The sequence below is a fragment of the Sutcliffiella halmapala genome, from assembly GCF_050107295.1.
Taxonomy (GTDB): domain Bacteria; phylum Bacillota; class Bacilli; order Bacillales; family Bacillaceae_I; genus Sutcliffiella_A; species Sutcliffiella_A halmapala_A.
In genome coordinates, this window is the sequence record NZ_JBNIKR010000011.1 from 49,464 (window position 1) to 67,869 (window position 18,406).

Sequence of the window (18,406 nt, forward strand, 5' to 3'; positions counted from 1 at the left end):
ATCACTTTTGCACGTCAAAGCATTCTAGCTTTAAATGGGACTCTTGCGAGAGTACTGAATTATCCATTATATTAAATTCAGAATAAAAATATTTTTCAATATATTTTTGGAGGGGTCAAAATGAACGTAGAAAAAGCGATGCAAAACCAACCACAAACAGAAGATTTCTTTCCTGTAAGAGATGTTGATTACTTGGAAATATATACAGGTAATGCAAAACAGGCTGCCCACTTTTTTACCACTGCATTCGGTTTTCAACCAATTGCCTATTCCGGTCTTGAAACAGGGAACAGGGAGAATGTCTCCTACGTTTTGAAACAGCGTAATGTGCGTCTTGTTATTTCCGGTTCTCTCAAGCAGGATACAAGAATATCCGAGTTTGTAAAAAAGCATGGAGATGGCGTGAAAGATATCGCCCTTTTGGTGGATGATGTTGAGAAGGCTTACAATACTGCCGTTGAAAGAGGCGCTATCGCATTGCAACCTCCACAGGAACTGACAGATGAGCATGGAAGCATCAAAAAAGCTGTCATCGGTACATATGGCGATACAATCCATTCTCTGGTGGAGAGAAAGAATTATTCCGGTGTATTCATGCCAGGTTTCAGAGCGTATAAGAACTCCACTCCAGTTAAGGATGCAGGAATCATCGGCATCGACCATGTAGTTGGGAATGTTGAAAGTATGGAGGAATGGGTTGCATACTACGAAAAAGTGATGGGCTTCAAGGAAATGACTCATTTTACAGATAAAGATATCAATACGGAGTATTCTGCATTGATGTCAAAAGTGATGCACAATGGCGGTCGTATCAAGTTCCCGATCAATGAGCCTGCGGAAGGAAAAAGAAAATCTCAGATTGAGGAGTATCTTGAATTCTATAATGGCGCAGGGGTTCAGCATATTGCCATACTAACGGAAGACATCGTACAAACGGTCAGCAAGCTGAAAGAGAACGGCGTGGAATTCTTGAACACACCTGATACGTATTATGAAATGCTTTCAGAACGGGTCGGAGAAATCGATGAAGAGATTGCCAAGCTTCGTGAATTGAGTATCCTGGTTGACCGGGACGACGAAGGCTACCTGCTTCAGATCTTCACCAAACCGATAGTGGATAGACCGACTCTATTCATAGAAGTGATTCAGCGCAAAGGTGCCAAAGGGTTTGGAGAAGGAAACTTCAAGGCATTGTTTGAATCCATCGAAAGAGAACAAGAACTAAGAGGGAATCTTTAAAGTTTAGTTTTGTTATAGAAAAGGTTGTTTTTTGAATATTAGCTGTTGATTGGAGCAATAGGGGAAGACTCCTGCGGGAGGTAGCGATTAGTGGAGACCCCACAGGCGAAGCCGAGGAGGCTCTCGCAAGCTCCGCGGAAAGCGCAGCCTAGTGCGGAAATCAACAGCGGTGTTTAACCGAGCCAATTTTATATAAGCTTCACAGAAAAAAGGAGGTATCTTAGCCCTCCTTTTTTTAAAAGGGGGATAAATAATGGCAGTAAAAGTAAAGAGCAGGGAAATTCTACAGATGGTGACTGCCTATCCATTGGGAAAAAGTGTCTTGGATCTGCAAAATGAAATGGGTTTGCAAAGCATCATCAATTTATCCGAAATTGAAAATGTCTTTGGATGTTCCGCAAAAGTGAAAAACCATCTGACACATCAACTTGATCATTTATTTACATACCCGGACGGATCTGCGAGATTGCTTACGACCAAGCTGGCGGAATTTCTAAAAGTAAAAAATGATCAGCTTTTTATCGGAAATGGTTCCGATGAAATCATCCGTCTTTTATTAAGGGCCTTCCTGAATGCGGGAGATGAAGCTATTATGGCGGAAATCACCTTTCCAAGGTATAAAACCAATGTAACCATCGAAGGTGGCCGACCTATTTTGGTCCCGCTGATTGATGGAACACATGACCTGGATAGGATGCTCGCAAGCATTTCGGAGAACACAAAGCTTATTTTCGTTTGCAATCCCAACAATCCCACTGGCACGATTGTGGAAAAAAATAAATTAGAGGACTTTATTGCAAAGGTCCCTGAACATATATTGATTGTACTTGATGAAGCGTACTACGAGTATGCAACAAGTGAGAAGTATCTTCAGTCTGTTCCATACTTAAAGAAATACAGTAATCTGGTGATTCTTCGGACGTTTTCAAAAGTCTATGGACTTGCTGGTCTAAGAATCGGTTATGGATTGATGAATTCCTATATCGCAGCGGAACTTAACAAGGTCAAAGAGGTATTCAATGTGAACCAGCTTGCCCAGGCTGCAGCTATTGTGGCGCTCGAGGATCAGGAGTTCCGTTTGGAATGTGTGGAAAGAAATGAAGAGGGGAAGCACTTATTAGAAACGGAGCTTACCAAGATGGGATACTCTTTCTTCCCTACTCAGGCGAATTTCATGATGGTCCACACCGGACTGCCTGGTGACATTGTTTGCAGAGAGTTGTTGAAGCATGGTCTCCTTGTTAAATCCGGCGCTGCACTAGGATATCCAGATGCAATTAGGGTTACCATCAGTTCCATGCAGGACAATCACTATTTTATCAAGTGCCTCAAAAATATCGAGAATAGGAATGGTGGGGTTTCATGAATGTTCAGCCAAGCAGTCTTGAATGGAAAGATGCCTATAAATTATTAGTCGGGTCCATCTTACCAAGACCCATAGCCCTTGTTTCCTCTATTAATAAAGAAGGAATAGCAAACATTGCGCCTTTCAGTTTCTTTACTGCCATATGTGCAGATCCGATGCTTGTCTGTTTTTCACCGATGAGAAGAGGTCGTGACGGTGCAAAAAAAGACACGCTGGAAAACATTGAGGAAACAAGGGAATTTGTCATCAATATCGTAAGTGAAGAAATGGTGGAAAAGATGAATATCACAGCTACTGAATTTCCAAGTAAAGTGGATGAATTTCATGAGTCGGGCTTTACCAAGGTCGATAGTCATATGATTTCATCACCAAGAGTGAAGGAAAGCGGTGTTCAGCTTGAGTGTACCTTACATGAAGTGTTGCATTTCGGTGATGAACCTGGTGCAGGTAGTTTGGTGATTGGGAAAGTCGAAATGGTACATATCGCGGATGATCTATATTATGAAGGCAAGATAGATACGAAAAAATTGAATCCTGTTGGAAGAATGGCAGGTAATATGTACTCCAGGGCAACTAGTGATATGTTCGAGCTAGTCCGCAAAAGAGGAGAATAACATGAAATATATAAGCTTTATCAAAGACAACGGGGAGCAGTGTGCAGGATGGCTTGATGGTGACCATGCTGTCGGTATGCATGAGGCTTCGGGAGGAAAACTTCCAAAAAACATGCTGACTTTTATTGAGCAACACGAAAGCATGGCTGACATCGTCCATGAGACAGTTCAGGCTCAGAGTATACATGGCCGTTATTCGCTCAATGAAGTTCAGCTTCTCTCGCCATTACCAAGGCCTGTAAGTGTAAGGGATTTCTATGCGTTTGAGGAGCATGTGAAAACTGCCAGGGCAAAAAGGGGGTTAGAGGTCATCCCCGAGTGGTATGAAATTCCCGTTTTCTATTTCACCAACCATTTGGCGATAAAGGCACCAGCTGAGGCAATCGAAAAGCCCGATCAATGTGACTGGCTTGATTACGAATTGGAAATAGCCTGCATTATTGGGAAACAGGGGAAAAACATAAAAGCTGAAGAGGCAGAGGCTCATATTTTCGGATATTGTATCATGAACGATTGGAGCGCAAGGGACCTTCAAGCGAAAGAGATGAAAGTGGGGCTCGGACCTGCCAAGGGGAAGGACTTCGCCACGACACTCGGTCCGTGGATCGTGACCAAGGATGAATTGGAGAGATACAAGAAGAATGACAGATATGATTTAACCATGACGGCCAGTGTCAATGGAAGACAGCTGTCGCACGGGAACTTCCAACAGATTCATTACACATTTGCCGAGATGATAGAACGGGCTTCCGCAGATGTGACGTTGTATCCCGGTGAAGTGATCGGTTCAGGAACAGTCGGCACCGGCTGTATATTGGAGCTTGGAACGGATGTTCATCGCTGGTTAAAAGCTGGGGACACAGTGGAATTATCCATTACCGGGCTTGGAAAACTGGTCAATACTATCAAATAGGTAGGAGGGGTGTAAAATGTATTATCGGAAAATGGGAGAGATTCCACATAAGCGCCATACGATGTTCAAAAAAGAAGATGGTTCTCTTTTTCGGGAACAGGTGATGGGTACGAAGGGATTTTCAGGGTCACAGTCCATCCTTTATCATCATTTTTTGCCGACGGAAGTGGTGAAATCTGAGGTCCTGTATAGCTATCTTCCTGAATATGAAGAGCATACTGCATTGAATCACCGTCATCTAAAGACAACTTCCATAGAAAAAAAGGGAAATGCATTGGATGCCAGGGAGTATCTGCTTGGAAACAATGATCTCCTGATTGGTACAGCACTAGTTACAGAGGACATGAAAAGCTATTACCGTAATGGTGACGGAGATGAGATGTTATACATTCATTACGGCTCCGGGAAGGTGGAGACGATGTTTGGTACCTTGACGTATCGACCGGGGGATTATGTAACCATTCCAATCGGGACCATCTATCGTGTGCTGCCTGCTGAGGAAACAAAGATTTTGTTTATCGAGTCCTTCAGCCAGCTGACGACACCAAGGAGATATCGTAATGAATATGGTCAGTTATTGGAGCATAGTCCATTTTGCGAAAGGGATTTCCGTGGTCCAGACGTATTGGAAACCTATAGTGAAAAAGGGGAATTTGAGGTACTTACCAAATCACGGGGCTTTATGCACTCCCACATTCTCGGGCACCATCCATTGGATGTCGTCGGCTGGGACGGGTATCTGTATCCTTGGATATTTAATATAGAAGATTTTGAACCAATCACTGGCCGGGTTCATCAGCCGCCTCCTGTTCATCAAACCTTTGAAGGGCATAATTTTGTCGTCTGCTCCTTTGTGCCAAGGCTGTATGACTATCATCCGGAGGCAATTCCTGCCCCTTACTACCATAGTAATGTGAACAGTGATGAACTTCTTTACTATGTTGAAGGGAATTTTATGAGCCGTAAAGGAATCGAAATAGGTTCCATTACCTTGCATCCTTCAGGGATCCCGCATGGTCCGCATCCAGGGACAACAGAAGCAAGCATCGGCAAAAAAGAAACATTGGAGCTTGCAGTCATGATTGATACGTTCAAACCTTTGAAGATTGTGAAAAAAGCGCAAGAGATTGAAGATAAGAATTACATGTTTACCTGGATAGAAAAATAAGCGATACAAGTTAACGAAGCTTCTTACACATGTCATGGAAACATGCATTTGGTAAGAAGCTTGTTTTCTTTCTTTGAATGTTACAGAAAGCTGACTTTGTGTAATATATGTAATCCTCAAGGCTGATTTGTAATATTTGAAGCTAAAAAAAATACATGTCAATACTATTTTACTAGAATAATATATAAATGCTGGTTGATTGTGGGAAAAACTTTTCTGATTGATGTAGGCTCAGTCATCTGACCAAGTCTTGTCTATATTGGCGTGAATCACCTTTTGGAATTATTATGTAAAATGGCTTCATTCATTTTCTAAAATTGCCCAGTATTATTACATAAAACCCATGGTATGATTTTCGTGTAGCAAAAAACACTACAAAAATTTTTCAAGGGGGAATTTCACCTATGAAACTTAACAAAAAATCATTATTAACAGCTGTCACTACAGCAGCGGTATTAACAGCAGCACCATTCGGCATGAATGCAAAGGCTGAAGGAAATGCACCTTCAAAACCTACTTGCGATTTAGGTTCAAAAGTTCAAACTTTTAATAATCAAGACGATGTGAAAGCATTTTTAGATAACTATATAAATGATCTCGAAAGCAAATTTGGTGTAAAAGTACAGTTTGGTCAAGGACAAGCGCCAGCTCAAGCAGAAGCACCACAAAAACAACAAGAACAAAAGCCAGCTGAAGCAGTAGAAGCTCCTAAAGCAGAGGAAAAACCTGCACCAGAAGCTCCTAAAGCAGAAGAAAAGCCTGCAGCAGAAGCAACTCCTGCACCACAGCAACCGGCACCACAACAATCGGCACCACAACAGCAAGCTGAAGCGCCAGCAGAGAATAAAACAGAACAAACAGCAAGTGCTGTTAGTGAATTCGAAAAGAAAGTAGTAGAACTTACTAATGCTGAACGTGCAAAGCAAGGTTTGGCACCACTTGAGCTTGATGAAGAATTAAGCAAAGTAGCAAAAGAAAAGTCCAATGATATGAAGAAGAACAACTACTTCGCTCATAACAGCCCAACTTACGGATCTCCGTTTGATATGATGAAGCAATTCGGAGTGGAGTACCGTACTGCAGGTGAGAACATTGCGATGGGTCAGCAATCTCCAGAAGAAGTGGTGAATGCGTGGATGAATTCCGAAGGACACCGTGCGAACATCATGAATGGTGAGTTTACTCATATTGGTGTAGGTCATGTTGAAGATGGTAACTACTGGACTCAAATGTTCATCGGTAAATAATAGGTGATGAAAAAAAAGGCAGCCAACTGGCTGCCTTTTTACTATGCGATTTAAGGTTTATCCTAATTGATCATTTGCAAGCTGAGAATGATACTTATGGATAAATCCGTTAGCTTTCAGTGCAAGCTGCCTTACCTTGTGAATGCTGTTTGGATTGATCCTATTGATGCCGATATCCTGGAAATGTGTAGAGGCCACACATAAGGGAGGAAGAAGATACTCGACAACCAAGGCATTTGCATCAAATTCGATGAGCACTTTTATCTGCTTTTTCAACTCATCTTTTACATATTTGAATTGTTGCTTGATTTCAGCTTGCAATAGGGATTTTTCACCATATTGTGTTTCTTCATATTTTGTCAGTAGACTGATGAGCACATTTAATTCCTGTTGAAAGAAATCAAGAACAGAAACCGCTTTATTGAAATCATAGCTATTCATATAAGATCTCCTCATAAATTGTAGTTAATATCGTTTTATCTACTTTATTCGACAAGAAACTACAAATCCCTGCTATTATTCCTATAAGAATAGTGTGATTCCCAACATATCAGCTTGCTTTCTGAGATTTGAAATTCAGATGATTTTTCTGGACAATGGACAGTCGCCATGCAAGTCCGATTGCTCCGGCTGCCAACCCGCTGATAAGTCCCAGCCAATACCCGAATGCACCAAAGTCCGTGTAGTTGGCTAACAGATATCCAACTGGCAGACCGATGACCCAATAAGAGATAAGGGCTATGATAAAGGTAACATTTACGTCTTTAAATCCTCGCAACGCACCTTGTATCGGAGCAGCAATGGCATCAGAAAGCTGAAAGAAAATTGCATACAGTAAAAAGGACGTTGTCAAGGCAATGACTTCTGCATCCTTCGTATAAAGCCCCGCCACTTCAGCCTTGAAGAAAAACAGGAAAATGGCGCACAGGGATGATAAGGCCACAGCAGAAACTACCCCGATAATGGTGTATTGCTTTGCATCCTTGATTCTATTGGCACCAACTTCGAAACCAACCAGAATCGTTAAAGCCATCGATATGCTTAATGGGATCATATAAAGCAGGGAAGCAAAATTCAAGGCAACCTGATGAGATGCGATTGTCACCGTATCGAACGAGCTCATCAGGAGTGTAACTGCAGAGAATATACTCGTTTCAAAGAAAATCGATAATCCTATCGGTACGCCTATTAATAAAATTTCCTTCCATTTTGTAAAAGAAACGGGATATAACACTTTGAATAGAGTGAATTGAGTGAACGGCTTCTTTTTCAGCACAATATAAAGTGAAATGATCAAAATCACCCAATACGTAATTGCAGATGCAATACCAGCTCCAACGCCACCCAATTGTGGCAGGCCGAATTTACCGAAAATCAGCAAATAGTTGAGCACTACGTTAGTTGGAAGAGATAGCAAGGTAATGATCATTGAAATTCGTGTATGTCCGAGTGCATCGATAAAACAGCGAATGACAGTATAGCAGAATAAAGGGATAACCCCAAAACCCAATGCGATCAAATAGTGTTTTGCAACATATCGCACTTCGGCTTCAAGGTTCATATTTTGAAGTATGGGATCCATGAATATTGCACCGACGGAAAGTACCAACAGACTCATGGCAATTGCGACATACATACCTTGTGTAAGGGAAAAAGGGACACTCTCGGTTCTTGTCGCTCCAACCAGCTGAGCGACTATAGGAGTCATGGAAAGGAGAATTCCACTTAATCCTGTAAATACAGGCACCCAAAGACCAGCACCTATGGCAACACCTGCGAGATCTTGGGCCCCGACATTTCCAGTCATCATAATATCGAATAGGTTCATGGAAAATAGGCCGATTTGAGTGACCAGGATGGGAAAGACAATTTTTATGAACAGTTTTATGCGTTCTTTGTAGGAGAATACTTGTCTCATTCGATTCACTATCCTTCTCATTCATTGTAATTAGGTGATTATACCATAACCGAATTATTTAGAGGACAGAAATAAATCGAAAGGAAGATAGTCTGAATAATGCTACTTTTTTGAAAGATATGATATAGTAATATCGTTAAGCATGACGAAAAGGAGTGAGAGATAGATATGACAAAAGGATATCTATTGGTACTAAACAAAGATGAGGATACTGTATCCATTGTATGTACAGAAACTAAAACAACGATTAAGACTGTGGAAACAGATTTTAATCCACATGAAATAATTGTTTCGCATGATGGTAAAAAGACGTACATCACCTGTTCCCAAGGTAATAAAATGAACATCATGAACAATGAAACATTTGAAATAGAAAAGCGGTTAGAGCATCCCGATTTCCAATTTCCACATGGACTTGGATTATCCAATGATGGTAAGAAGCTTTATATGGCAAGTACCTTCAGTGAAAAAGTATTCATTTTTGACACGGAGACAGACCAAATTACGAAAATCCTATCTACAGATCAGAAGCACTCGCATATGGTAGCTGTTTCCCCTGATGGAAAGAAACTTTACATACCGAATATCGGCAGCCATACCATAACAGTGATTGATGCGGAAACGGAAGAGATTTCAAGCCATTTTCCTGTTGGTAAGGGACCGGAAGGGGTAGCGGTTCATCCAAATGGTAAAGAGATCTATGTGGCTAATCAAGAGGATGACACCTTATATGTATTGGATACTGTAAATTATGAACTGAAATACAAACGTAGAATAGGACATGTACCAATTAGGATTGTCTTTTCCCCGGATGGAAAATTTGCATTGATACCGAATCGCGAATCTGGAGACTTGTCCATCATCGAAACGGCACATGAATTGAAGGGTAACGTCCGGCCTTGGGAAGTGAAGCGGATCCGGGTGGGGGTCTGGCCAGGCGGTACAGTCTTCAATGAGGAGGGTACGTTTGCTTATGTTGCAAACAATAAGACCAACGATATTTCCATAATTGATATGAACCTTCTAGAAGAGGTTGAAAAAATTAATGTTGGAATACACCCTGATGGTATTGCATATTTAAAAGTAGATCAAGTAATAGACATTTAACTATATCTTGACATGACGAAGAGTTGCTACTAGAATAGTAATATATTAAAATTATATACTTACAAGCCCATCAAAGGGGAGTAGCTATGAAAACAATATCGCCGTCATTACGTGACTGCCTGGCAGCCACCGGCTTTATTGGCAACGATTCCGTTGTTAGCAAGACCTTTGCCTAAACTTAACACAGGTCTAGGTGAAGGTCTTTTTATGTTGTATAAAAAGCCTTTGCCTACGATCAGGTAGAGGCTTTTGTAATTAGGAGGAGAAAAAATGGAACTTCAGTTATTATTGGAGTATGGTTGGGTACTTCTTGTCCTGATCGGTCTTGAAGGTATACTGGCAGCAGACAATGCACTCGTACTTGCCATCATGGTAAAGCATTTACCGGAAGAACAAAGAAAAAAGGCATTATTTTACGGCTTGGCCGGGGCATTAGTTTTTAGATTAGGGTCCTTATTCATCATTTCATTCCTTGTTAACATATGGCAGGTCCAAGCAATCGGTGCAGCATACCTGTTATTTATCGCAATTAATCATTTATGGCGCCGATTTGTCGTGTACAGAGCCGAAACTGCAGTAGCGGTTGATAAGCCTGAAAAGAAATCCGGTTTCTGGATGACGGTCTTTAAAGTTGAACTTGCAGATATCGCATTTGCGGTTGACTCCATATTGGCGGCATTCGCCCTGGCATTAACACTACCAAAGACAAACCTTCCACAAATCGGCGGTATTGACGGTGGACAATTTATCATCATCTTCCTTGGTGGATTCGTAGGGGTAGTCATCATGCGATTTGCCGCAACTATGTTCGTGAAGCTTTTAAAAGAGCGTCCGAGCTTAGAAACAGCGGCATTTGTCATCGTAGGTTGGGTAGGGTTCAAGTTATTGGTGTTCACACTTGCTCATCTCGGCATCTTGCCACATGAATTCCCGCACTCCCCGCTATTCAAGACGGTGTTCTGGGTTGTCCTGATCGGTATTGCGGTTGGAGCATGGATCATTTCCGGAAAGAAGAAAAATGTTCAGGAAGTAGACAGCATCAAGTAAATTACTTTAAGTAGATCACATATACTGCTATAATAAAACTAAGCTGTTGACAATACTTTGTCAGCAGCTTTTTTCTAGTTTGTGTAACAATAGTAATACCATATCCTCTACATAGAAAAGGAGCTAATATGTTGTTTAATATAAATAGCCTTCCAAGTGATATCCAAGAAAAAATTAACCGCCCAATAGCAGGTATCAGTAAATCAAATCTCATAGGTAAAGGAGGATACACTGCCTCTGATGAGAGCATCATCTTTGATGCAATCATTGCCCTGTCACTTGGTAAAAATGTACTGTTGAAGGGCCCTACAGGTTCAGGAAAAACGAAGCTTGCAGAGACCTTATCCTCCATCTTCCAAAAGCCAATGCATAGCATCAACTGTTCCGTCGACCTTGATGCAGAAGCACTACTAGGATTTAAAACGATTCAAAATATAGAAGGGCATGCATCCATTGAGTTTGTTCCAGGGCCGGTGATTGAGTCCATGAAAGAAGGTCATTTGTTATATATCGATGAAATCAATATGGCAAAGCCGGAAACTTTGCCAATCCTGAATGGCGTGCTCGACTACCGCAAAACCATTACCAATCCATTTACGGGTGAAGTGGTGATGGCGCAATCCGACTTCGGAGTAATTGCGGCGATCAATGAAGGATATGTGGGAACGGTACCACTTAATGAAGCTCTTAAGAATCGTTTTGTCGTCATCGATGTCCCATATATCCAAGGGGAGGTCCTGTTGCATGTTCTCCGTGAACAATCCCAGTTGAAGGATGAAAGGTTGCTGAAAAAATTCGTAACGCTCTCATCTGACCTAATCGCTTTGGTAAGGAATGGTCAACTGTCAGAAGAAGCAGCATCAGTTCGTGCATTATTGGACACATGCGATTTGACCGTCTATATCCCACCACTTCGCGCCATAAAAAGAGGAATCATGGAAAAGCTGGAAGATGAACGTGAGAAGGCAGCTGTACTCAATGTTGCCCAGACTCTGTTTGATTGAGGGATGGCCAATTGAGACCTATAGTTTTCAACGATAAGAAAATTGATTCCTTCCTGTTTATGGAGCTTGCCGATCTTGCGGTGTCACTGGCAAAAAAAGAAAGCCTGGAAGTTGCATATGCTTTCAAATCCTATTATGACCCATTTGAGAATACAATGTTTATCAGCCTTTTTTGGGATAACCACCCTCATACCGAAAAAATGCATGGGTTGAAAAGCGATGTTTATCTCAGGAGCGTCGGAACCATCCCATATACGGACTTTTCCAGCGTTTCCCGTTTCATGGCTAAATGCAGGACTTCTCATTTATTCAGTTTCAGCAGGCAGCTTTTTATGCTACTGGAGGATTTGCGCCTTGAGGAAATATGTAAAAGGGAAAGACCTGGCACCACCCGATCCTTTCTCGTAAGGAGGGAGGAATATCGTAAGTATTTCCGAAGTCAGTTAAAGGTAAATCTCGATAGGACCGTTACCACAGATGCTTTATATAATCTGCTGTATCTCTTATTAACGACTGATAACCCGTTGGAGGAGGTTCCTTTTATCAGTAGTGAGATAGATCCTGCCCTACCATATTTAAGTGCAGAGGCGTCAAAATGTTATGAGGCAAATTCAACTGCAGAAATAGAGAGAATCTGTCTGAATATCGTGGATGTTATGGATGACCTTTTGGACAGAGATATGCTCAATATGTATTTTCTTTTGCCGGATTTTATGGAAAAAGAGGAAATGAAGGATAATCAGACATTCGATGAACTAAAGCGGAAAAGCGAATTGAAGAATGACGATAAAAAAGAGAAAGAAACAGAAGAAGAAATTCATGAGGACAAGCTTCCAACCTGGCATAGGGAATCCGAGTCCAATTCCCAGAGTTTTTTGCAGTTTGATCTGGAACAGGGTACGAAAATGGACCTGTTGGGAGAGGGTGGCCGTGAAGGGGAAGACGGAGACCAGGCGATGGGTTATGTCCAGGGGTCTAGTAAACAAACCAATAAAAATGACTTCTCCTCGATTGAAGCCATGGATGTCCGGCAAAATGAGGAGAAGAAGGAAGGGGGATCGAATTTGGAATTCGGGAAGGAGAATAAATATGCCTACCCTGTATTCTTAAGCCCTTCGCCTGTTACGATAGAACATAAGAACGATTATGAAGAATATAAACTGTTCATCTCCGCCTATCAAAAGAAACTGAAGCAGCTAATCCAGAAGACGCTGGAGCATAAGAAAATCCTGCCCAGGAGTGAACTGGCTTTCGGCAGGCTAAGCAAGAAGCTACTTCCGTGGTTTATAGACGATAATCCGAAAATGTTCTATAAGAGGGATAACCCTTCCATTGAGATTGATGCTGTTTTCACATTGCTTGTAGACTGTTCCGCATCCATGTTCGATAAAATGGAGCAGACAAAATTTGGTATAACGTTGTTCCACGAAGCGCTTAAATCGGTGTTCGTACCCCATGAAGTGGTTGGATTTTGGGAAGACACAAATGATGCCACTTCAACAAGCCAACCTAATTTTTTCAAGACAGTGATTGATTTTACATCAAGCATGAAGAATAAATCGGGGCCGGAGATCCTGCAATTGGAACCAGAAGAGGACAATCGCGATGGATATGCTATTCGTCATATGACAAAACGATTATTAAGCAGAAGTGAAAAGCAGAAATTCCTGCTGGTTTTTTCTGACGGTGAGCCTGCAGCGATGCAATATGAACAGAATGGAATTGTGGATACACATCAAGCAGTAATGGATGCACGCAAAAATGGCATTGAGGTCATCAACGTTTTCCTCAGCAATGGCGAAATTGAGGAAAGCCAGGTAAAAACAATCCAAAACATGTACGGAAAATACAGTATCCTGGTTCCCAATATTGAGGAACTTCCTGATGTGCTATTCCCGTTATTGAAAAAATTGCTTCTTAAAAGTTTATAAAGAAAGACATTGGCTAACTATACCTATTAGGGTAAGTTAGCTTTTTTTATGAAGTTGCGGATGGGGTGGAGGATATGATCATTCAAGCAAAGTATCTATTTCGATGCAGTTTCCTTTTAAGCATGCTGTTTTTGCTGTTGGCATTTTTATTGGAGTTTCAATTTGTGGAAAGTTTTGATAAGCAGTGGGGGAGAATGGGGTATCAGTTTTGGGAAATAGATTCGTTTTTTATTTTCATGTCATTTTTAGGCTCAAGGAACTTTCTATATCCCGCGATGATTATGGTTTCCATCTATTTAATCGTGAAAAGATATTTTTTTGCTGTCATGGTGATCTGGGTGAATATATTTGGGGTCCGCCTTCTCAATACTTTTCTCAAACGTGTCTTCCAGAGAGAGCGACCCAGCCTGGAACATATTGTTGACGTTCACTTTTACAGCTTCCCCAGTGGCCATGCGATGAATTCCATGGCTGTCTATGGGATGCTTGCATTTCTATGTCTCGTGATGGTCCATAAAAAAGTGATTAAAAACATAACAGTATTCTTTGCCTCAATCATCATTTTATTGATTGGGATAAGCCGAATCTACTTGGGTGTACACTTTCCAATGGATGTGTTGGCAGGTTACTTTGCTGGGGCAGCATGGCTGACATTGTTAATCGGCGTATGGGCTAAATTAAGGAGCAAAAATCATGAGAGGGATTTTTTGCGAATGGGTATTTTCACTGTAAAATGGCTAAAATAACCGGTAAACTAACGAAGGAGGAAACTTGATGAAAAAATTTCTTTCAATAAAAGCAATACTATCTGTCCTGTTCATTCTATTGTCTGCTGTTGTTATTTCAGGGTGTGGCACAGACAACGATAATATGTCTGCACCGCCTGAAAATGCCCCTGCACAGGATGAAACCCAGGCACCAGGAGATGAAAGCACAACTGAAGAAGGGCTAAATGGAGATTTGGAATCACAGACAGGTCATACATTTACCAAATTTGATTTGGATGTCGAGTATAAGGACAATAAAAAGTATGAAGCGGACTTTGAAGCTGAAGGTAACGGCGAAGCGGAAATTGAGGATACAGTAAATGACCAAGCCATAAATGGTGATGAGGCATACAATGAATTATCACCAATGCTTGAGCAACTTAAGATTGACGCAAACTCAGATGAGCAAGAAGTGGTAACGCAGGTCCTTGAAGAGTTCAGTCTGGGTAAAGACTATACAGAATTTGAGTTGGAAGTAACATTTGCTGATGGCACATCAAAAGAATATAAAGTGAAAAAATAAAAAACGGGAGCATATCCTAACGGGTTCCTAATCTTTCACAAAATCCTAAATTGTATGGAAAAATGTATAGAAATAGGTACAACAAAAAGGACTGCGTTTTGCAGTGCTTTCAGACTGTTTCAGCAGTCCATTTCTCTTTTTCTTATATAGTTAATAGGAAGCTTAGATAGTTATTATGTCTTAGAATCGTCCCCAGCAACACTATTATGAGTAAATTACTCCCATTGTAGAGAAAAATGCAATAGCTAATCCTAAAATGAATAGTAGTATTCTTTTTACTAAAGTTGGTGAAAACTCAATAAGTAGATTAAATACTAGTTCAAATAAGCTAAAAGAACCGCCCATAATCATATTATCAATAGCCTTTTTCTTACCAAACACAGAAAACCACATAAGCAAAATGCCTAAAATTGCAATAATTCCTAAAAGTATCTTTAACCACATATTGTAACTCCTAAGATGTTTTATCTTGATTTTAAATTATATAGTATTTTTTTACTAGAACCATTATTTAACAGGTAAAAGTTTACTCAATTCATTATCTAGCGCTTTTCTGTAGAAGGTAAGTGTCTTTTTAATTATGGAAAAATGATTGTGTTTATTAATCTGCTTTGAAATAATTGGTATTGAGAAATAGGGCAGGTGAGTCAAACAACTTTTAAAGGGGAAATCATGAGAGTTATTGCATCGCTTGTCATATAAGTTTCTTTTTTTTTATTGGATTTTATGGAACAATCGTTTTAATAATTACCACCGGTAGGGATTTATATAAACTTGTACATTGAAACTATTCAAAAGGATACCTATCCGTTTGTGAGTCCTTTTTACGCCGTGCATTTCTCGAGTGCAACGAATCCTAATCTTGAATCATTTTTAGAATGGGTCAAATCGGAAGAAGGGCAATTGCTTGTGGAAAAGTCGGGGTATTTTCGAAGGAGAAAATAGGGAAATAGCAGCGATGTGGAAATCCTTGGATGCGGAAAAAATATCCCAATTACTAAAAACTTTCCAATGTTGAACCCAGCGGAATGATTCAGGCATCAACTAACTTTTCTGAAGGACGTATGGAAGAGAAAGGGGAGTTGGATCAGTATATTGGAGTGGCAACAACCCAAGAGAATCCTGGAAGGTTTTCAAAACTTGAAGTTCCTGCCTTAATATGGGCGATATTTGAATCTACTGGACCATTTCCTCACACGCTTCAGGAAACTTGGAGAAGAATTTATTCTGAGTGGTTCCCATCTTCGAACTATCAAGTAACAGAAGGGCCTGAAATCTTATCGATTAAAAGTAAAGATTTATCTTCACCATCTGTAAAATGTGAAATATGGATTCCAGTTTTGAAAAAGTAAAATAATCGTTGAAATGTATTTCTGAGCTTTTGTTGACCATTACAAAGATACCATGCAATAGAAAATTAATATTCAACAAAGGGGAACTTATCCAGAACATGGTAAGCTTCTTCCCAAACAAATAGTGTAAATCCTCTGAGATATTTTGATAAAATCATATGACCAAATCCAGGAAATGCTGCAGACCACTATGCGATAATATAAGGATTCCTTAAATGAATTTGAGTTGTACCTAAAATACTTACATGTGCACTATACCGTTTAGCGGTATTTTTGTTGGTATAATTATCCATTTATATTTCACCATTTTCCCAATATTTAGGTAAGTCTTTTCCAGAAAAACAATCAAATATATATTCTATTGTGTGCATTAAGGCAATCTTTATCCCTTACAGAAGGTCAATTTTCTACTTAGAATTTATGCGGCGCTAATGCACCGTAAAATGATCTTAGAAAAGGGTATAGGACCCATTTTTATTTTGTCCAGAATGTAAATTAACTTATTGTGGGACAGAAAAATGTATGTTAATACATTGGGGAGTGAAACTAACAAAAAGGGATAAGGAGGAAATGTTTTTGGTAGCCCTAATAAAATGCATCGTATTTTTGTTCATAATTATGGTAAGCAAAAGCTACATAAGAGCTAATTCAATTCGGATTGATAGAACATCATATCTGTTTTTTAGTATTTGCTTTACTTTACTTTTATATAAATTTGTTTCATTAAACACCCAATGGTATAAAGTTAAAGATACCTTTTTGCTTGTAATTACTTCTGATATTGACCGTATTTTATTACTACCTTTCTTAACTTTAATCATGTTTGTTGCCATAAAAAAAATTAATTTGATTAATAAGGTGGTTGTTTGTGGAGCTTGGTTATTAATATTACCCGCCTTAGAACACATTAATAAATGGACAGGTGTAGTTGAATTTGAAAAATGGGGACTTGCCTATTCTTTTATTGAGTCAATCATACTACTTATTGGTAACTTAATTTTCTTTTTTGGATACCACTCTTTTATCGAGGTGAAGCATAATGTTAAATGAGTTCATTGAACCTTTATTACCTAAGGCTTTTGATAAGAATGAATGGTATATCCTAATTATTGGTATTATCATGTTATTAATATTTTTTTTCATTCCTAAAAGATTCCCTTCTAACATAACATTGAATATTTTTTTATTTAACCTGTTCTTAAGCTTTGTAGTAGATCATCTTTTAGCCATGCCTCCTCATGATTTCTATGACATATTAGATAAGCCAAGTTTTGAATTATTTGACTTAATCAATTATATTTTTCTATATTCTTTATTCGGGTACTTCTTATTGTATCTTTATGATTTATTAAAACTAAATTACAAACAGACAATTTTATACATTCTAACATTTTCAATTATTGCTACAGGTTTAGAAGCTATATCAACTTATATGTTTGATGTGTTTAAATATTATGATTGGAAGTTAATTTACTCATTTCCAAGTTATATAATTCTGTTTTTACTTAATGTTTTATACTTTCGGTGGATTATTTGATACCTATCTTGAACTGGTGCTTTAGTTAAACAAGGACTTTCATTTATATCTCATACGTTTGCTGCACAGTACAAATTTTAATCAATAGATAAGGGATATCAACAATCAGGCGCGATCCTTGAACAGGGGGTAAGCGCTTATTTTTCATTTTAGGTCAGATTTTGGATTATCTTATTGAGGGAATTTTTTGATTATGAAATAATTGGTATTAAGCTAATGTGCAGGATAGGCGAATAAGAACATTAATATACACATATCCATTTTAATCTAGGAAAGAAAAGGGGCAAAAAAGATGCCAAGAACAGTTTTTATGTTATTCCTACTTTTAATATTAGCTGCTTGTGGTATTTCTGAATCTAAAATTACTCAAGTGGAAGCAGAGTCATTAGTTCTGCAACATATAACTGAAGACCTCAACAAAGAAAAAAGTGAAATTAATATAAAATCAGTGAGCAAAGGTTGGGGAAAGTACATCATTGAATGGGAAGTCGACGAGCATTGTGAGTTTGGTACTGTTCAAGTAGATAACCAAAGCGGTGATTTGCTTAAAGCCGAGGAATCAAATTGTTAGGCTGATGAAAATAATAAAAGGGGGCTGGAGCGGTAGGCAGTATAGCTGGTTCGCTCTCTACATAATAGAGAAATAGGCAAATTAATGGTATAGATTAGAACT

General features: G+C 39.5%; 17 protein-coding genes and 2 pseudogenes. 15 read left to right on the forward strand and 4 right to left on the reverse strand.

Going from position 1 to position 18,406, the window contains the following annotated elements; translation table 11 throughout:
* The first annotated feature begins 120 nt into the window (after positions 1–120).
* The 6 genes from hppD (at position 121) to ACQCT5_RS17405 (ending at position 6,547) form a co-directional block, all read left to right on the forward strand.
* Positions 121–1,239 carry a 4-hydroxyphenylpyruvate dioxygenase gene (gene hppD, locus ACQCT5_RS17380; RefSeq protein WP_499643577.1) on the forward strand — a complete coding sequence of 373 codons (1,119 nt, stop codon included), beginning with the start codon at positions 121–123 and terminating at the stop codon, positions 1,237–1,239.
* Between the two features lie 253 nt (positions 1,240–1,492).
* Positions 1,493–2,605: a histidinol-phosphate transaminase gene (gene hisC / locus ACQCT5_RS17385; RefSeq protein ID WP_499643579.1), complete on the forward strand. Its 1,113-nt coding sequence runs from the start codon at positions 1,493–1,495 to the stop codon at positions 2,603–2,605.
* Positions 2,602–3,219 (forward strand): flavin reductase family protein, encoded by a 618-nt coding sequence (locus ACQCT5_RS17390; RefSeq protein WP_499643581.1) that lies wholly within the window; start codon positions 2,602–2,604, stop codon positions 3,217–3,219. The genes hisC and ACQCT5_RS17390 overlap by 4 nt, the downstream gene beginning before the upstream one ends.
* 1 nt (position 3,220) lies before the next feature.
* Positions 3,221–4,132: a fumarylacetoacetate hydrolase family protein gene (locus ACQCT5_RS17395; protein ID WP_499643583.1), complete on the forward strand. Its 912-nt coding sequence runs from the start codon at positions 3,221–3,223 to the stop codon at positions 4,130–4,132.
* A 16-nt stretch (positions 4,133–4,148) separates the two neighbouring features.
* Positions 4,149–5,300, forward strand: coding sequence for a homogentisate 1,2-dioxygenase (locus ACQCT5_RS17400; protein WP_499643585.1), 1,152 nt, complete (start codon positions 4,149–4,151; stop codon positions 5,298–5,300).
* A 404-nt stretch (positions 5,301–5,704) separates the two neighbouring features.
* Positions 5,705–6,547, forward strand: a complete 843-nt coding sequence (locus tag ACQCT5_RS17405; protein ID WP_499643587.1) for a CAP domain-containing protein — start codon at positions 5,705–5,707, stop codon at positions 6,545–6,547.
* Positions 6,548–6,604: 57 nt separating this feature from the next.
* Here ACQCT5_RS17405 and ACQCT5_RS17410 read toward each other — a convergent pair whose 3' ends face one another.
* Together ACQCT5_RS17410 and ACQCT5_RS17415 are read right to left on the reverse strand one after the other, a co-directional pair.
* Positions 6,605–6,988, reverse strand: a complete 384-nt coding sequence (locus ACQCT5_RS17410; RefSeq protein WP_499643589.1) for a hypothetical protein — start codon at positions 6,986–6,988, stop codon at positions 6,605–6,607.
* Between the two features lie 109 nt (positions 6,989–7,097).
* Positions 7,098–8,465: an MATE family efflux transporter gene (locus tag ACQCT5_RS17415; RefSeq protein ID WP_499643591.1), complete on the reverse strand. Its 1,368-nt coding sequence runs from the start codon at positions 8,463–8,465 to the stop codon at positions 7,098–7,100.
* A 168-nt stretch (positions 8,466–8,633) separates the two neighbouring features.
* Here ACQCT5_RS17415 and ACQCT5_RS17420 point away from each other — a divergent pair, with 168 nt between their 5' ends.
* From ACQCT5_RS17420 to ACQCT5_RS17445, 6 genes are all read left to right on the forward strand, one after another.
* Positions 8,634–9,572: a YncE family protein gene (locus ACQCT5_RS17420; protein ID WP_499643593.1), complete on the forward strand. Its 939-nt coding sequence runs from the start codon at positions 8,634–8,636 to the stop codon at positions 9,570–9,572.
* Positions 9,573–9,842: 270 nt separating this feature from the next.
* The gene (locus ACQCT5_RS17425; protein ID WP_499643595.1) at positions 9,843–10,619 is read left to right on the forward strand and encodes a TerC family protein; all 777 of its coding nucleotides are present in this window, start codon (positions 9,843–9,845) and stop codon (positions 10,617–10,619) included.
* A gap of 128 nt (positions 10,620–10,747) precedes the next feature.
* Positions 10,748–11,623: an ATP-binding protein gene (locus tag ACQCT5_RS17430; RefSeq protein WP_499643597.1), complete on the forward strand. Its 876-nt coding sequence runs from the start codon at positions 10,748–10,750 to the stop codon at positions 11,621–11,623.
* Between the two features lie 11 nt (positions 11,624–11,634).
* Positions 11,635–13,554: a vWA domain-containing protein gene (locus ACQCT5_RS17435; protein ID WP_499643599.1), complete on the forward strand. Its 1,920-nt coding sequence runs from the start codon at positions 11,635–11,637 to the stop codon at positions 13,552–13,554.
* Positions 13,555–13,628: 74 nt separating this feature from the next.
* Complete coding sequence (locus ACQCT5_RS17440; protein WP_499643601.1) at positions 13,629–14,300, forward strand: phosphatase PAP2 family protein; 672 nt, start codon at positions 13,629–13,631, stop codon at positions 14,298–14,300.
* A 28-nt stretch (positions 14,301–14,328) separates the two neighbouring features.
* Entirely contained in the window at positions 14,329–14,844 is a 516-nt protein-coding gene (locus tag ACQCT5_RS17445) for a YusW family protein (RefSeq protein ID WP_499643603.1), read from the forward strand.
* Positions 14,845–15,048: 204 nt separating this feature from the next.
* Here ACQCT5_RS17445 and ACQCT5_RS17450 read toward each other — a convergent pair whose 3' ends face one another.
* Complete coding sequence (locus ACQCT5_RS17450; protein WP_499643605.1) at positions 15,049–15,288, reverse strand: hypothetical protein; 240 nt, start codon at positions 15,286–15,288, stop codon at positions 15,049–15,051.
* Between the two features lie 481 nt (positions 15,289–15,769).
* Here ACQCT5_RS17450 and ACQCT5_RS17455 point away from each other — a divergent pair.
* Positions 15,770–16,196, forward strand: a pseudogene (locus tag ACQCT5_RS17455) (GyrI-like domain-containing protein); the annotation flags it as partial.
* 110 nt (positions 16,197–16,306) lie between these two features.
* Here ACQCT5_RS17455 and ACQCT5_RS17460 read toward each other — a convergent pair.
* A pseudogene (locus ACQCT5_RS17460) lies at positions 16,307–16,489 on the reverse strand (hypothetical protein); the annotation flags it as partial.
* Positions 16,490–16,772: 283 nt separating this feature from the next.
* On the opposite strand from ACQCT5_RS17460, the gene ACQCT5_RS17465 reads away from it, so the two are divergent.
* Complete coding sequence (locus tag ACQCT5_RS17465; protein WP_499643607.1) at positions 16,773–17,246, forward strand: hypothetical protein; 474 nt, start codon at positions 16,773–16,775, stop codon at positions 17,244–17,246.
* A 779-nt stretch (positions 17,247–18,025) separates the two neighbouring features.
* On the forward strand, positions 18,026–18,304 hold the full coding sequence (locus ACQCT5_RS17470) for a hypothetical protein (protein ID WP_499643609.1): 279 nt from the start codon (positions 18,026–18,028) through the stop codon (positions 18,302–18,304).
* Positions 18,305–18,406 lie beyond the last annotated feature (102 nt).

Excerpts from the sequence above, each read along its gene's own strand:
- ACQCT5_RS17415 (WP_499643591.1), bottom strand. The coding sequence starts at position 8,465 with ATGAGACAAGTATTCTCCTACAAAGAACGCATAAAACTGTTCATAAAA.
- ACQCT5_RS17410 (WP_499643589.1), bottom strand. The coding sequence starts at position 6,988 with ATGAATAGCTATGATTTCAATAAAGCGGTTTCTGTTCTTGATTTCTTT.
- ACQCT5_RS17425 (WP_499643595.1), top strand. The coding sequence starts at position 9,843 with ATGGAACTTCAGTTATTATTGGAGTATGGTTGGGTACTTCTTGTCCTG.
- ACQCT5_RS17405 (WP_499643587.1), top strand. The coding sequence starts at position 5,705 with ATGAAACTTAACAAAAAATCATTATTAACAGCTGTCACTACAGCAGCG.
- hisC (WP_499643579.1), top strand. The coding sequence starts at position 1,493 with ATGGCAGTAAAAGTAAAGAGCAGGGAAATTCTACAGATGGTGACTGCC.
- ACQCT5_RS17450 (WP_499643605.1), bottom strand. The coding sequence starts at position 15,288 with ATGTGGTTAAAGATACTTTTAGGAATTATTGCAATTTTAGGCATTTTG.
- hppD (WP_499643577.1), top strand. The coding sequence starts at position 121 with ATGAACGTAGAAAAAGCGATGCAAAACCAACCACAAACAGAAGATTTC.
- ACQCT5_RS17395 (WP_499643583.1), top strand. The coding sequence starts at position 3,221 with ATGAAATATATAAGCTTTATCAAAGACAACGGGGAGCAGTGTGCAGGA.
- ACQCT5_RS17400 (WP_499643585.1), top strand. The coding sequence starts at position 4,149 with ATGTATTATCGGAAAATGGGAGAGATTCCACATAAGCGCCATACGATG.
- ACQCT5_RS17430 (WP_499643597.1), top strand. The coding sequence starts at position 10,748 with ATGTTGTTTAATATAAATAGCCTTCCAAGTGATATCCAAGAAAAAATT.
- ACQCT5_RS17420 (WP_499643593.1), top strand. The coding sequence starts at position 8,634 with ATGACAAAAGGATATCTATTGGTACTAAACAAAGATGAGGATACTGTA.
- ACQCT5_RS17440 (WP_499643601.1), top strand. The coding sequence starts at position 13,629 with ATGATCATTCAAGCAAAGTATCTATTTCGATGCAGTTTCCTTTTAAGC.
- ACQCT5_RS17390 (WP_499643581.1), top strand. The coding sequence starts at position 2,602 with ATGAATGTTCAGCCAAGCAGTCTTGAATGGAAAGATGCCTATAAATTA.
- ACQCT5_RS17470 (WP_499643609.1), top strand. The coding sequence starts at position 18,026 with ATGCCAAGAACAGTTTTTATGTTATTCCTACTTTTAATATTAGCTGCT.
- ACQCT5_RS17445 (WP_499643603.1), top strand. The coding sequence starts at position 14,329 with ATGAAAAAATTTCTTTCAATAAAAGCAATACTATCTGTCCTGTTCATT.